The 13,911-nt window shown below is 63.4% G+C and carries 12 protein-coding genes; 7 read left to right on the top strand and 5 right to left on the bottom strand.

What is annotated here, in order from left to right; genetic code table 11:
* Nucleotides 1-372: 372 nt before the first annotated feature.
* The 6 genes from ASB57_RS31705 to ASB57_RS29835 all read left to right on the top strand — a co-directional run bounded on the left by ASB57_RS31705 (nt 373) and on the right by ASB57_RS29835 (nt 8,099).
* Nucleotides 373-708 (top strand): response regulator transcription factor, encoded by a 336-nt coding sequence (locus ASB57_RS31705; protein ID WP_231755296.1) that lies wholly within the window; start codon nt 373-375, stop codon nt 706-708.
* Nucleotides 705-1,007: a response regulator transcription factor gene (locus ASB57_RS31700; protein WP_231755295.1), complete on the top strand. Its 303-nt coding sequence runs from the start codon at nt 705-707 to the stop codon at nt 1,005-1,007. The genes ASB57_RS31705 and ASB57_RS31700 overlap by 4 nt, the downstream gene beginning before the upstream one ends.
* Before the next feature lie 4 nt (nt 1,008-1,011).
* Entirely contained in the window at nt 1,012-4,221 is a 3,210-nt protein-coding gene (locus tag ASB57_RS29850) for an ATP-binding protein (protein ID WP_057655736.1), read from the top strand.
* Between the two features lie 113 nt (nt 4,222-4,334).
* Nucleotides 4,335-5,012 (top strand): HAD family hydrolase, encoded by a 678-nt coding sequence (locus tag ASB57_RS29845; protein ID WP_057656554.1) that lies wholly within the window; start codon nt 4,335-4,337, stop codon nt 5,010-5,012.
* A 118-nt stretch (nt 5,013-5,130) separates the two neighbouring features.
* On the top strand, nt 5,131-7,569 hold the full coding sequence (locus ASB57_RS29840) for a phosphoketolase (protein WP_255362046.1): 2,439 nt from the start codon (nt 5,131-5,133) through the stop codon (nt 7,567-7,569).
* A 323-nt stretch (nt 7,570-7,892) separates the two neighbouring features.
* Nucleotides 7,893-8,099, top strand: a complete 207-nt coding sequence (locus ASB57_RS29835; RefSeq protein ID WP_057655735.1) for a hypothetical protein — start codon at nt 7,893-7,895, stop codon at nt 8,097-8,099.
* 86 nt (nt 8,100-8,185) lie between these two features.
* Here ASB57_RS29835 and ASB57_RS29830 read toward each other — a convergent pair whose 3' ends face one another.
* The 4 genes from ASB57_RS29830 to ASB57_RS29815 all read right to left on the bottom strand — a co-directional run bounded on the left by ASB57_RS29830 (nt 8,186) and on the right by ASB57_RS29815 (nt 11,975).
* Nucleotides 8,186-9,091, bottom strand: coding sequence for a polysaccharide deacetylase family protein (locus tag ASB57_RS29830; protein ID WP_057655733.1), 906 nt, complete (start codon nt 9,089-9,091; stop codon nt 8,186-8,188).
* Nucleotides 9,091-10,041 carry an oxaloacetate decarboxylase gene (locus tag ASB57_RS29825; RefSeq protein ID WP_156414322.1) on the bottom strand — a complete coding sequence of 317 codons (951 nt, stop codon included), beginning with the start codon at nt 10,039-10,041 and terminating at the stop codon, nt 9,091-9,093. The genes ASB57_RS29830 and ASB57_RS29825 overlap by 1 nt, the downstream gene beginning before the upstream one ends.
* A 165-nt stretch (nt 10,042-10,206) precedes the next feature.
* The gene (locus tag ASB57_RS29820) at nt 10,207-11,238 is read right to left on the bottom strand and encodes a tripartite tricarboxylate transporter substrate binding protein (RefSeq protein WP_156414321.1); all 1,032 of its coding nucleotides are present in this window, start codon (nt 11,236-11,238) and stop codon (nt 10,207-10,209) included.
* Nucleotides 11,235-11,975 carry a GntR family transcriptional regulator gene (locus tag ASB57_RS29815; protein WP_057655728.1) on the bottom strand — a complete coding sequence of 247 codons (741 nt, stop codon included), beginning with the start codon at nt 11,973-11,975 and terminating at the stop codon, nt 11,235-11,237. Before ASB57_RS29815 ends, ASB57_RS29820 begins: the two co-directional genes overlap by 4 nt.
* Before the next feature lie 142 nt (nt 11,976-12,117).
* Between ASB57_RS29815 and ASB57_RS29810 the strand changes: the two genes are divergently transcribed.
* Entirely contained in the window at nt 12,118-13,104 is a 987-nt protein-coding gene (locus tag ASB57_RS29810; protein ID WP_057655726.1) for an isopenicillin N synthase family oxygenase, read from the top strand.
* A gap of 18 nt (nt 13,105-13,122) precedes the next feature.
* Here ASB57_RS29810 and ASB57_RS29805 read toward each other — a convergent pair whose 3' ends face one another.
* Nucleotides 13,123-13,833 (bottom strand): FadR/GntR family transcriptional regulator, encoded by a 711-nt coding sequence (locus tag ASB57_RS29805; protein WP_057655724.1) that lies wholly within the window; start codon nt 13,831-13,833, stop codon nt 13,123-13,125.
* Nucleotides 13,834-13,911: the final 78 nt, after the last annotated feature.

Here is a 13,911-nt window from a genome sequence, read left to right as displayed (position 1 = left end):
ACGAAATCGTTGCATCAAGCTCGAAAAAGTCAAAAATCAGAGAATCAATTTGACACAGGCAAAGAGCGACAGGCGCGAGGCGTGCTAAGCCTCTACAGCGCCCGTAGCGGAGGGATTGGATCTCAATCCTTTGGGCGATACACACGAGCTTGGACCACGATGGATTTTTCATCGTGGTCTTTTTTTTATTTATTTTGCCGCTCATCTCGGGGATACAGACGCCCCAGAAACGCTTGGACACCAAACGACTTTCACCCTGACGCAATAAGTATCCGTTCTGCAACTTCGATGGGCGAAGTCTCATGTCCCACGCCAAACAGGCTTCGTATACTGCCCCGCGATTTTTCCGATTTCTCTTACCTGGAATAACCCGTGCAAAACGCAGGCAGCGTCTTGATCGTTGACGACCATCCCATGATCCGGTTTGCCGTCAAGACCCTTTTCGAACAGAACGGCTGGAAGGTCGTGGCCGAAGCTGGCTCCGGCGTGGATGCGTTGAGTGCAGCCCGCCAATATCAACCGGATCTCATTGTGCTCGACATCGGCATTCCAAGAATGGACGGCCTGATGGTGATCTCCCGCTTGCGCGGGGATGACGAGCAGCGCGCGCCGCGCATCGTGGTGCTCAGCGCACAAACCCCGAGCACCTTGCAGCGCGTTGCCTGCATGCGGGCGCGGCGGGCTTCGTCTACAAGGGCAAGGAGTTGACCGAGCTGATCGGCGCCGCCAAGGCCGTGATGCAAGGCAACACCTACTTCCCCAGCGTAGCGATGCGGCCTTCAGCGGAGGGCACCGGCGGTGAAGCGGCACTGATCCGGCTGCTGTCTGATCGTGAACTGGTGGTGCTGCAGCATCTTGCGCGCGGCGCGCTCAACAAGACCATTGCCGCCACGCTGATGCTGAGCGAGAAAACCGTCAGCACCTACAAGACGCGCCTGCTGGAAAAGCTCAACGTCACGTCCCTGCTGGAATTGACGGACATGGCGCGCCGCAACGGTCTGGTCTGAAGCCATGGCGGCGCGCGTCTCGTTCAGCTTGCCCAGGCTCACGGTGCGCCGCGCGGCAGTGGCCTCGGCCCTGGCGCTGACCCTGGGCATGCCCCTGCTGACGCAAGGCGGCGGCCAGGCGCACGCCGGCACCCTGGTCGAGCCGCAGCCATCGCGCAGGCACGCAGTCATCGACAGCACGCACTGCAGCGCTCCCGCAGGGAACGCGCCGCAACTGCGGCTGGCACCCAAAGGCGAGCCGCAGAGCAGCGGCTATGCCGAGGCGAGCGACGCGCCGCCGGTCGACGACAATCTGCTGGCCAACCTGTACGACACGATCGTGCGCGTCTTCGCCGATCACGGCACGGATGACCTGCGCTGTTGGGCATTCAGCGCGCTGAGCACGCAACCGCGCCCCTTGCCGCTGACGGCCGAAGAAGCGCAATGGCTGAAGACGCACGCCACGATCAAGGTGGCATTGGCGGAACCCGCCTCGGCCATGCAGGACGGCGAGGACAGCGGCCACGATCCCGGGCTCGCTTATGAATTCCTGGCGGCCATCGCGCGCCGCACCGGCTTGCACCTCGATGTCACCTACGTCGATAACGCCCGCAACGCGTCAGCACGCTGGCCAGCGGAGCAATTCGACGTGCTCGCGCCCGTCGACCTTGCGACCTTCGACGATCCGGCTTACGAGACAAGCCGGTCTTTCGTCAGCAACGGCGACGTGCTGCTGGTCCGCCAGGGAAGTTCCAATCGGGACATCCCGGCCGACAGCCTGATCGACAAACACCTGGCCGTGGTGGCGGGCAGCAGCAGCGAGGCCTGGCTGGCCGAGCACTATCCGGACATCGTGCTGGTGCGCATGGATAGCGACCAGGCGGCGCTGGACTCGGTCGTCGATGGCTGGACGGATGCCGCCGTGCTGGTCGAACTGCGCGCCAAATATGCCTTGGCGCACGGCTACGCCAGCAATCTGCGTATCGGCGGCCATCTGTCGAATGAAGCGGCCAGCCTGGGCCTGGCCGTGACCAATGCCCAGCCGCTGTTGCAGGGCATCATCGACAAGGCACTGCTCAGCCTGACACCGAAGGAAACGGCGACCCTGATCCATCGCTGGCGCGCGACCCAGGAAACTCTAATTGCCCCGCCCACCACGCATAGCCAGCAATTGCGCCGCCTGCTGGGCACGGCGGTGGTGCTGGGCTTGTTGCTGGTGGCGTGGAACGGCTATTTGCGCCGACAGATACGCAAACGTCAGCGCGCCGAACGAGCGCTGAACGACCAGCTCGAATTCATGCGCGTGCTGATCAATGGCACGCCCTACGCCATCTACGTGCGCGATACGCAAAGCCGCCTGGTCGCCTGCAATCAGCGTTACCTCGAAGAGTTCGCCGTCTCCCGCGAGCAGGTGATGAACAAGACGCTGAAGGACGCCGACATCGAGTTCATCACGCCGGAAGACGAGCACCGCTATCAGGCCATCTACAGCGAAGCCTTGCGCGAAGGCCGCGCCATCTTCGCCGACCGCGAAGGACTGGTGCGCGGCTCACGCCGGCGCATCCACCATTGGGTGTTGCCCTATAACGACTCGGCGGGCGGCATCGCCGGCATCATCGGCGGCTGGATCGACGTGTCCGACCGCGTGCGGCTGCTCAATGAATTGCAGGCGGCCAAGGACCTGGCGGAATCGGCCAATCGCGCCAAGACGGAATTCCTCGTCACCGCCAGCCACGAGATCCGCACGCCGATGAACGCCATCGCCGGCATGCTGGAACTGGCGCTGAAGGGCGATGACGACAGTGCCTTGAAAGACTACGTCACCGTGGCCTATACCTCGACGCAGGCGCTGCTTGCCATCGTGGGCAACATCCTGGACATCGAGAAAATCGAATCGGATCGTCTGGAGCTGCTGCCCGAGCGCGTCAGCCTGACGCAGCTGGCGGAGTCGGTGCAGCAGATGTTCGACTGCGTCGCCCGCAGCAAAGGCATCGCGCTGAAGCTCACCATCATGGCGGGCCAGCCCGACCACGTGTTGATCGATCCCACCCGTTTCAAGCAGGTGCTTTCCAATCTGGTCAGCAATGCCGTCAAGTTCACCTCCGCCGGCCAGGTCGAAGTGCGCCTGGCCACGCGGCCGGTGACAGAGTCGCGTTGCGCCATCGACGTGCTGGTGACGGATACCGGCGCGGGCATCAGCGAGGAAGACCAGCGCCTGCTGTTCCAGCCCTTCACGCAAACCCGGGAAGGCGCGCGTACCCTGGGCGGCACCGGCATGGGCCTGTGCATCGCGCGCAAGCTGGTGGAGCTGATGGGCGGTGAAATCCACCTGAACAGCACGCCGGGGTTGGGCACGGAAGTGGGCTTCTCGTTCGAGGCCACGCGCCAGGACCTGCCGGAGCAGGATGACGCCGCCAGGCCCGCCGAACCCGAGCATGCGGTGTCATTGCACGTCCTCATCGTCGATGACAATGCCCCCAACCGCATGCTGCTGCGGAAACAGATGGAACATCTGGGCCATCGCGTGATCCAGGCCAACAGCGGCAACGAGGCCTGGCGTGCCTGGCGGCCCGGCGCCTACGACCTGGTGATGACCGACTGCAATATGGCCCACGGCGACGGCCACACGCTGGCACGCCGCATCCGCGCCGCGGAAACCGCCGATGGACCGCGCTGCGTGATCTTTGCCTATACCGCCAACGCGCGGCAGGAGGAGGTGCAGCGCTGCCGCGCTTCGGGCATGGATGCCTGCCTGTTCAAGCCGGTGGGCCTGGACACCCTGCGCAACAACCTGCGCACCCATATGCCCCGCCTGAGCACGCTGGGATCGCCATGGCGCCACGGCCTGCTGTTCGATCCGCTCGCCATCGACCATCTGTGCGGCGGCAATGCGTCGAGCAACCGGGCGATGTTCGAGGAACTGCTGCGGTCCGGCCGCCATGACGTGCGCGAGCTGCGCTCGGCCGCGGAAAGCGGCGAACCGGTGGTCATGGATGGCGCCGTGCACGCCGTGCTCGGGGTCGCGCGCATGATCGACGCGCAGGCCCTGATGGACGCCTGCGCGCGCGCTCAGAGGCAACTGGCCGACATCGACGACGGGCCTGCCGATGCCGCGATTGTGGAAAATGTGCAGCAGGAACTGGCCGCCCTGCTTGAGTCGGTAGAAGCGTGGCTGCGAACCGAACCGGCCGCCCCGGCCGAGATGGCGTCTTTCAACGGGGGGCAAGCAATCTGACACATTTGGCCAGGCAAACTCTGCCACAATGGCCCTTCGCGCACTAATGGGTCTTGGGTAAATGGTGGGGCCGCCTATCCGGCGAGAGCCTGGCCTTGCCTCCGATGATGCCGATGAACACTATCCCCGATCGTGTCTTTCTGCTCGATGTCGACAACACCTTGTTCGACAACGACCGCCTGCAGGCGGACCTGCGTCATCACCTGACGGCAACGCTGGGCGCGGAGGGCAACCATACCTACTGGCAGCGCTACGAAGACCTGCGCAGCCGCCACGGTTACGCCGACTACCTGGGCGCGGTCCAGGCCCTGCGCCAGCCGGGCCGCAACGACCTGCTGCTGCCCGACCTCTCCCGCTTTCTGCTTGAATATCCCTTCGCCGGCGCGGTGTTCGACGGCGCCCTGGATGCCATCGGCAACCTGCAACGCTGGGGCCGCCCCATCATCCTTTCGGACGGCGACGCCGTCTACCAGCCCCACAAGATCCGTGGCGCCGGCCTGGCGGCCGCGGTGGCGGAGCGGGTCTACATCTATGTCCACAAGCAGCACATGCTGGCTCAGATCGAACGGGCCCAGCCGGCCCGCCACTACGTCATGGTCGACGACAAACTGGCCCTGCTAACCGCGGTCAAGCAGGCCTGGGGGGCCCGCGTCACCACCATCTTTGTGCGCCAGGGCCACTATGCCCTCGATACGGCCGGCAATGCCCGCTATCCGTCGCCGGACCTGACCCTGGAGCGCATCGGCGACCTGGCCCACTGGCAGCCCGCGCAGGGGGCTGCAGGCACGTAAGCGATAAACGGCCGCGGGCGCGCGGCACCAACCCAAGGGAGCAGCTCCGATGACCGATGTGACGCACTCAACATCCCCCGCAACAGACGAGCCCCGTCACACGCAGGCCCCCGGGCCCATCGGGGGCCCAGCGGAGCCGGCTTCGCCGGGCCGCCAGGGCCGCCCCCTTGAGGGGGCCGCGCGTAGCGCGGTAGGGGGTGGGCGGCCTTTATCAGAAGAAGAGCTGCGCCTGATGGACGCCTATTGGCGCGCCTCCAATTATCTGGCGGCGGGCATGATCTATCTGCGCGCCAATCCACTGCTGCGCCAGCCGCTCAAGCCGGAGCACCTGAAGAACCGCCTGCTGGGCCACTGGGGCTCCTCGCCAGGTCAATCGTTCACCTTGGTGCATCTGGACCGCCTGATACGCCTGCGGGATCTGAACGTGCTGTTCATATCGGGCCCCGGCCATGGCGCGCCGGCGTCGCTGGCGTGCGCGTGGCTGGAAGGCCGCTATTCCGAGGTCTATCCGGACCGTTCCCTCGACGAAGCAGGCATGCAACGCCTGTTCCAGAAATTCTCCTTCCCTGGCGGCATAGGCTCGCATTGCACGCCCGAGACGCCGGGGTCCATCCATGAGGGCGGCGAGCTGGGCTACAGCCTTTCACATGCGTATGGCGCGGCGTTCGACAACCCGGACCTGATCGTCGCGACCATGGTCGGCGACGGCGAAGCCGAAACCGGCCCGCTGGCCGCGTCCTGGCACTCGAACAAATTTCTCAATCCGGTTCACGATGGCGCGGTGCTGCCCATCCTGCACCTGAACGGCTACAAGATCGCCAACCCCACCATCCTGGCACGCATTCCGCACGAGGAGCTGGAAGCCTTGCTGGTCGGCTACGGCCACAAGCCCTATTTCGTCGAGGGCGATGACCCCACGCGCATGCACCAGCAGATGGCCACCACGCTCGATGCGTGCATCGATGAAATCCAGTCCATCCAGCGCCGCGCGCGCGAAGGCGGTCTGAGCGGCCGGCCGCGCTGGCCCATGATCGTGCTGCGCTCACCCAAGGGATGGACGGGTCCGAAGACGGTGGACGGGCACAAGGTGGAAGGCTCCTGGCGCGCGCATCAGGTGCCGGTGGCCGACCCCGCCACCAACCGCGGCAGCCTGCGGGTGGTGGAGGAATGGTTGAAGAGTTATCGGCCGGAGGAATTGTTCGATGAGGACGGCGCCCCGGTCGCGGCCCTGCGTGCGCTGGCGCCGCGGGGCGACCGCCGCATCAGCGCCAATCCGCACGCCAACGGCGGCCTGTTGCGGCGCGACCTGGATCTGCCGCCCTTCAAGGACTATGGGGTGCCGGTGCGCGCGCCCGGCGCGTCCAATGTGTCGCCAACGGCGGTGCTGGGTGGGTTCCTGCGTGACGTCATGCGGCGGAACATGACCAATTTCCGGGTGTTCGGCCCGGACGAGACCGCCAGCAACAAGCTGAATGCGCTCTACGAGGCGACCGGCAAGACCTGGCTGGCGGAGACCTTGCCGCAGGACGAGGATGGCGGCGCTTTGGCGCCCGACGGCCGCGTCATGGAGATACTTAGCGAACACACGCTGGAGGGCTGGTTCGAAGGCTATGTGTTGACGGGACGGCACGGGTTCTTCGCCACCTACGAAGCCTTCGTCCATGTGATCGACTCGATGTTCAACCAGCATGCGAAGTGGCTGGAGAAGGCCAAGACGGAGCTGGACTGGCGCGCGCCCGTGCCTTCGATCAATCTGTTGATCACGTCGCTGGTCTGGCGCCAGGATCACAATGGCTTCACCCATCAGGATCCGGGCTTTCTCGATGTGGTGGCGAACAAGAGTCCGGCCGTGGTCCGCATCTACCTGCCGCCGGATGCGAATTGCCTGCTGAGCGTGGCGGACCACTGCCTGCGCACGCGCGACTATGTCAACGTGATCGTGGCCGACAAGCAGCCGCATCTGCAGTATCTGGACATGGAGAGTGCCACGATCCATTGCACCAAGGGCATCGGCATCTGGGAGTGGGCCAGCACGGACCAGGGGGCGGAGCCGGATGTGGTGATGGCGTGCGCGGGGGATATCGCGACGATGGAGGCGCTGGCGGCCACCAAGATATTGAAGGAGAAGTTTCCGGAGCTGAAGATCCGCTTCGTCAACGTGGTGGATCTTTATCGCCTGGTTTCCGATACGGAGCATCCGCATGGGCTGAGCGACCGGGATTTCGATTCGCTGTTCACGCGCGATAAGCCGGTGATCTTCAATTTCCACTCCTACTCATCCTTGGTGCACAAGCTGACGTATCGGCGGGCCAATCACGACAATATGCACGTGCATGGGTATCAGGAGCGGGGGAATATCAACACGCCGTTCGAACTGGCCATGATCAATGAGGTGGACCGCTACCACCTGGCCATCGATGTCATCGACCGCGTGCCCAAGCTGCATGTCGTCGGCGCGCATGTGAAGGAGTGGCTGCGCGACCGGCTGATCGAGCATATGGCCTATGCTCATCAGGAAGGGATCGATAAGCCCGAAATCAGTAACTGGGAGTGGTAGAGGTCCCCCCGAAGGCGCTACGCGCCTTCCCCCCAGGGGGCGCGCCGGCGGACCGGAGGAGTTCCCACCCCCGAAAGGTGCTTCGCACCTTTCCCCCTCAAGGGCGCGCGCCGGCGGACCGAAGGAATTCCCACCCCCGAAGGCGCATCGCGCCTTCCCCCTCAAGGGGGCGCGCTGGCGGACCGGCAAAGCCGGCTCCGCGGCGCCCCGCGTGGGCGGAGTTTCTAAGTGAGGATGTGGGCACGGGGCGTGCGGCGTTCCTGGCAGGCTTGGAGCCCGCTGTTTCGGGCTCCATGTCTTGTCATTCTTTGAGGAGAATTGCCATGACGCAGAAGCACAAGTCCCAGCAGCAGATGTCGCAAAGCAACCCGGGGGAAGCCCGCCGCAGCGATGACCAGCCCCGCGAGACGCAGTACAGCCACGGCGACACCCAGAATCGCAGCAAGAAGGACGGCCACGCGACCCAACTGGGCACCGGCCAGGACCAAGGCAGCTCGCGTCAACACGGCGCCGGCGCCCGCCGGCACTAGACCGCGGGGCGTCGCGGAGCCGGCTCTGCCGGTCCGCTGACGCGCCCCCTTGAGGGGGAAGACGCATAGCGTCTTCGGGGGTGGGACTACCCTTTCATGGCTTTGGCGAAGTCGCTTTCAAGGTAGTGTTCGACGATCTCGCGGCCCGTCGCCAGCCACACCCCCGGGTGCTTGCAGATATATTCAAGCGCCGAATCCAGCGCGCCGATCCGATGCGGCAGCCCGGTGACGAAGGGATGCACGGCAATCGCCATGACCCGGCCAGACGTCTCACCTTCGCGATACAAGGTGTCGAACGTACGCTTGATGGTCGCCTCGAATTCCGGCACCGACATCTTCATGTCGAAATACGCCGGCACGTCATTCGTCTGCACGGAATAAGGCAGGGAAACCATCGAAGGCCGTCCCACCGACATGGTGTACGGCTGATCGTCGTTGACCCAATCACAGACGTACTTCACGCCCGCTTCGGACAGGTACTCCAGGGTGTTCCACGTCTCCGCCAACCCCGGCCCCAGCCAGCCCACCGGACGCACGCCCGTCGCTTTCTCGATGCGCTCGACGATCTGGAATATCGCTTCACGTTCCTGCTCGGGCGGCATCTCGTTCAAGCGGATGGCATTGGTGATGCCATGGCCCATCAACTCCCAGCCGCGCCGGACAGCCTCTTCGATGATCTCCGGATGATGATCACAGAGTTCACTGTTGAGCGCCGCACTGGCCCGGATGCCGTAACGGCTGAGCGTGTCCATCAGGCGCCACACGCCCACGCGATTGCCATAGTCACGCACCGACCAGTTGCGCACATTGGGAATCTTGGCGTGCGCCGCCGGAATGCGTTCGTTGACCACGCCGGGCATCACGTCGTCCAGGCCGAAGTACTCCACATTGGGATTTATCCACAGCGCGACGCGCGCGCCGTCAGGCAACTTGAACGGCGGGCGCGCGGGTTGGGGAATATAGGGGAAAGGGCCGTAGCGGCGAACGTCCATCAGTGTTCCTTGACAACATAATCGCGCGAACCCTCATGGTATTTGCGCTCCAACTGTTCGGCCGAAAGCAGCTCGCTTTCCAGCGCGGCGATGCGTTCATAGCCGACCAGATCGGTAATCTCCTGCATGCCGACCAGCAGATCCGGTCGGTCGATGACACTGTCACCCTGTATGCCTTCCTGCAAGGCCAGTATGGCCTGGCGCATGCCATGCAAGGCCGCGGCGGGCAGGAAACGCGGCAAGCTGATGCGGGCCACGCCCATTTCCCCCAGGCGCTTGAAAGGGATCAGCGGCGTCGTCGGGCGTTGGCGGATGCCGAAGCCCATATTGATATTCACGGGCACACCGTCGGCGGCTTCCAGGACACGCAGGATGTCGTCCTCGTTGCGAATGGCATCGGGATAGATCATGTCGGCGCCCGCCGCGACATACTCACGCACGCGCTTGACCGTGCCTTCGATGCCTTCGACGGCGATGGCGTCGGTGCGCGCATTGATGATGAAGTCGGGATCCTTCTTGGCCTTCAGCGCCGCCTCGATCTTCAAGGCCATCTCCAGCGGCTCCACGAGCTCCTTGCCCCGCATGGCGCCGCAGCGCTTGGGCATGAACTGGTCTTCGATATTGATGCCGACCACGCCGGCTTCCTCGAAATACTGGACCACGTGGTAGACCGTCACCGCGTTGCCATAGCCGGTATCGGCGTCGGCCATCAGCGGTATGTCGAGCGCATGGGTAAGCCGCCGGCAGGCATCGACGTTGTCGCGCAGGCTGAACAGGCCGATATCGGGTTGTCCCAACAGGGAATTGGCCAGGCCCGCGCCCGTGGTGGACGCCGTCTTGAAGCCCATGGCCTGTGCCAGCAGACCGCTGTAGCCGTCGTAAATCCCCGGCGATACCAGGGGCCGCGCGCGCTTGAGCAGTTCACGCATCTGCCGGCATTTGCTCATCATCTCTCCTCCTGGACTTGCGTTCCCGGCTGTTGGCCGGGATGCAGCCCTGGCGCGCGGCGCACTCAAGCGCACCGGGCTGGTCTAGCTGGTCTTGCAGGTCTCGCCAGTCTTGCCGTACCGCTTGCAGGTCTCGCCAGTCTTGCCCGTTACGCCAGCGCCGTCATGTCATTGGGCCTTGATGCCGCCTTCCTGGATAACGATCTTCCACTTGGCGGTTTCGTCCTTGATCAGCTGGGCGAACTCGGCCGGTGTGTCCATCACCACGTCCTGGCCCATGTCGTCGAAACGCTTTTTGGTATCCGGCGACGACAGCACCTTGTTCAAGGCTGCATTTATCTTGTTCACGACAGCAGGTGGTGTGCCCGCGGGCGCCAGTAGCCCGTTCCAGGTCGTCGCCGTGTAGCCCTTGATACCGGCTTCTTCCATGGTCGGCACATCCGGCAGGGTCGGCGCGCGTTCCGCGGCCGTGACCGCCAGCGCCTTGAGCTTGCCGGCCTTGATCTGCGGCAGTGCCTGCGGCAAGACGTTAAACATCATGTCGACGCGATCGCCCAGCAGGTCGGTCATGGCCGGCGGGCCACCGCGGTAGGGCACGTGCACGATGTTCACGTCGGCATCGCGCTTGAACAGTTCGGCCGCCAGATGCAGGGACGTGCCGGTGCCGGACGAGCCGAAATTCAACACGCCCGGATGATCCTTGGCATAACGCACCAGCTCGGCGACGGTATCGATGTGCAGCGACGGCCGCACGATCAGCACGTTCTGGACGCTGCCCACCATGCCAATGGGCGCAAAGGCCTTGATCGGGTCAAAGGGCAGATCCTTATACAGGAAAGGATTGGTCGCCAGGCCCGGCGAACCCATCAGCAGGGTATAGCCGTCCGGCTCGGCACGCGCCACCGCATCCATGGCCAGATTGCCGCCGGCGCCGGGACGGTTATCGACAATGATGGGTTGACCCAATTCGTCCGCCAGCGCGGGCGTCACGGAGCGCAGCAACACGTCGGCGCCACCGCCGCCGGGGAAGCCCAGGATGATGCGTATGGGTTTCGAGGGATAGCCCGAAGCGCCTTGCTCGGCACTTGCGTTGGCTGCTTGCGCGCCGGCGGCGCCAGGGAACAACGTGACCGCGGCGGTGAGCGCGGCGCCAAGGAGGGACTTGGAAACCACGCCACCAAACAAACTGGACAACTTCACTTTTTTTCCCCGGGTTTGGCCGTTGTCGCTCTGCGCCGCGGTGGCGGAGGATCCCACACGAACTCGGCCGTGTATTCGTAGCGATCTTCGCAAAAATAATTTTCGGTCCAGCGGATGGGCTGGCCGCCGCGCAGGAATGTCTGCGCTTGAATATGCATGACCGGATCGGCCAGGCCGATTTTCAAGAGCTCGGCAATATCCGTATCGGCGCGACCCAGCCGTATGGTGTGCAGGCTTTTTTCGACTTTCAGGCCGAAGTCGTGCCAGAAAATCTCGTGCAGCGATTCGCGCTGCATGGCGGCGCGCGAGATTTTCGACAGATAAGCAGGCATATAACTGATCACGACCGACAGCGGCTCGCCATCGAGGTCATGCATACGCACGATTTTAAATACGTCCGTGCCCTCTTCCAGTCCCAGGAAGCGCGCCACATGCGCCGGCGCCGGCGCCAGGCCCAGGGTCAATATCCGTGGTTTGCTGGACAAAGTCGCGTGCAGCGGGTCGCCATTGGAGCGCACGTATTTTTTGCGCGGGCCCGCGTCGATGCGACGAGTGCCGACGCCCCGCCGGCTGCTCAACAGGCCTTCGCGTTTCAAATAACTCAAGGCGTGCCGTACAGTGGTGCGACTCACACCAAACTCATCGCACAGCGCCTGTTCAGTCGCCATCTGATTACCAGCCCCCAGATCACCGGCTTCCAGACGGCGCCGCAAAACCTGCGCGATCTGGTGGTACATCGGGACTCCTGCGCTCAACGTATGCATGGACATTTGTATGAAGTTGATTACAATGTTTCAAGTTCAACGCCGCACAATCTTAACCGGATAAGTTCGCTTACGCATCATTTTCCACGGCATAAGAAACGCCAGGAGTCGCTTTATGACCGCGTGCCAGACGGGGGATTTTGGATCTATTCCAATTGTCGACATTCGACCAATGTTCGATACAAAGGACAATGGCGGCGCACTCCGGGTAGCGCAGGAAATTCGCAAAGCCGCGATAGACGTTGGATTTTTCTACATCTCCAACCACAATATTCCGGCCGATCTGATGCGTGCGGTGTATATGTGCGCAAAGTATTTTTTCCGGCTTCCGGAAGAAATCAAAAAATCGATTTCCATCAATGATGCGCACCGCGGCTACGTGGCTTTCAGGCAAACCGTGCTCGAAGGCGCGCGCCTCGCCGACCTGAAAGAGAGCTTCAATTTCGCTTTCCCCTTCACACCGGATCATCCGGAAGTGTTGGCGGGCAAGCCTTTGATCGGTATGAACCAATGGCTGCCCAATGAACAGACCTGGCGCGGCATTCTCGAATCGTATTACCAGCACGTGTTTGAGCTGGGCCAACGCGTGCTTGAGGCAATCGCGCTGTCGCTCGAGCTGGAACGCGATTTTTTTCGTCCTCTGTACAAAAATCCCCTGGTGCGCGCGCGCTTGCTGCATTACCCGCCGCAACCGCCCGAGGCGCATACCAATCAGTACGGCGCCGCGCCGCATACCGATTTCGGCTGCATCACCATTCTGTGGCAGGACGACGTCGGCGGCCTGCAAGTGCGCAATCGCAGCGGCGACTGGGTCGACGCACCCTGCATCGAAGGCACCTTCGTGGTGAACATCGGCGATATGCTGGCCCGCTGGTCCAACGACCTGTTCGTCTCGACGCCGCATCGCGTGGTGAATGCGTCGGGCCAGGAGCGCTTTTCCATCCCCGTGTTCTACGACCCGGACTTCGACACCGTGGTCGAATGCCTGCCCAATTGCGCCACGCCTGACAGCCCCGTCAAATACGAACCCATCATCGCCGGCAAGTACATCACGGCGAAATACGACGCGTCGTACGCATATCGGCAGAAGCAGCCGACCTAGGGTCCTGCGAACAGGGGCTTATTCCCCGAACAGGTTGCGCCGTATCTGCTCCAGGTGGCCGGTCATCAGGACGGCGGCCTGGGCTGCGTCGCGGTCGCGCAGTGCATCGACGATGGCGCGGTGCTGTTGCTCGTATTCGGCGCGGCGCTGCGGCGTCAACGAATTGCGCTTGAGCCGCCCCCACTCGCCCTGTTCACGCGCGCGATTGGTCAGCTCCAGTATCTGCATGAAAAAAGCGTTGTGGGTGGCCAGCGCGAAACTCTTGTGCAGCTCGCCATCCCAATGCTCAAAACCTTCGATCGTGGTCGCGGCCTCGGACTGCTCGATGCAATGCTGCATGGCGCTGAAGTCCGCCGCGGTGGCATTGCGCGCGATCATGGGGGGCAGCAATGGCTCGATCAGCCGGCGCGCCTCCATCAATTCGGCGGGACTGACCGGAACGTGAAACCACGGCACCGCGGCAGGCGGCGCGCCCAGCAGCGCTTCGGCCTCGTCCGACACGAATGTGCCGCTGCCCACCGTCTGCCGGATCAGGCCCCGCTCGCGCAGGTCCGCCAGCACACGCCGCACCGAACCGCGTGATGCACCGAAGCGAAGACTGAGCTCGCGTTCCGGCGGCAGCTTGACGCCTGCCCGCAGACGGCCCGCGCTGATTTCTTCCTGCAGATGCCGCGCCAGTTCCTTGGCGCCTTCAGACCGCACGGTGGTTCCCGCTACCCGTTCATCCACGATTACGTACCTCCCTAAGCTGGGGGATTCTACCTCAACATGAACCAATTGGTCAGCCAATACACCAAAATTTGTATT

Source organism: Bordetella sp. N, assembly GCF_001433395.1.
Classification (GTDB): Bacteria; Pseudomonadota; Gammaproteobacteria; order Burkholderiales; family Burkholderiaceae_B; genus Bordetella_C.
The sequence above is the reverse complement of the archived record's forward strand: the minus strand, read 5'-3'. Positions and strand labels throughout refer to the sequence as shown.

Coding starts and splice junctions, on each gene's coding strand:
- ASB57_RS29850 (WP_057655736.1), top strand. CDS start 1,012: ATGGCGGCGCGCGTCTCGTTCAGCTTGCCCAGGCTCACGGTGCGCCGC.
- ASB57_RS29845 (WP_057656554.1), top strand. CDS start 4,335: ATGAACACTATCCCCGATCGTGTCTTTCTGCTCGATGTCGACAACACC.
- ASB57_RS29835 (WP_057655735.1), top strand. CDS start 7,893: ATGACGCAGAAGCACAAGTCCCAGCAGCAGATGTCGCAAAGCAACCCG.
- ASB57_RS29830 (WP_057655733.1), bottom strand. CDS start 9,091: ATGGACGTTCGCCGCTACGGCCCTTTCCCCTATATTCCCCAACCCGCG.
- ASB57_RS29825 (WP_156414322.1), bottom strand. CDS start 10,041: ATGATGAGCAAATGCCGGCAGATGCGTGAACTGCTCAAGCGCGCGCGG.
- ASB57_RS29815 (WP_057655728.1), bottom strand. CDS start 11,975: ATGTACCACCAGATCGCGCAGGTTTTGCGGCGCCGTCTGGAAGCCGGT.
- ASB57_RS29810 (WP_057655726.1), top strand. CDS start 12,118: ATGACCGCGTGCCAGACGGGGGATTTTGGATCTATTCCAATTGTCGAC.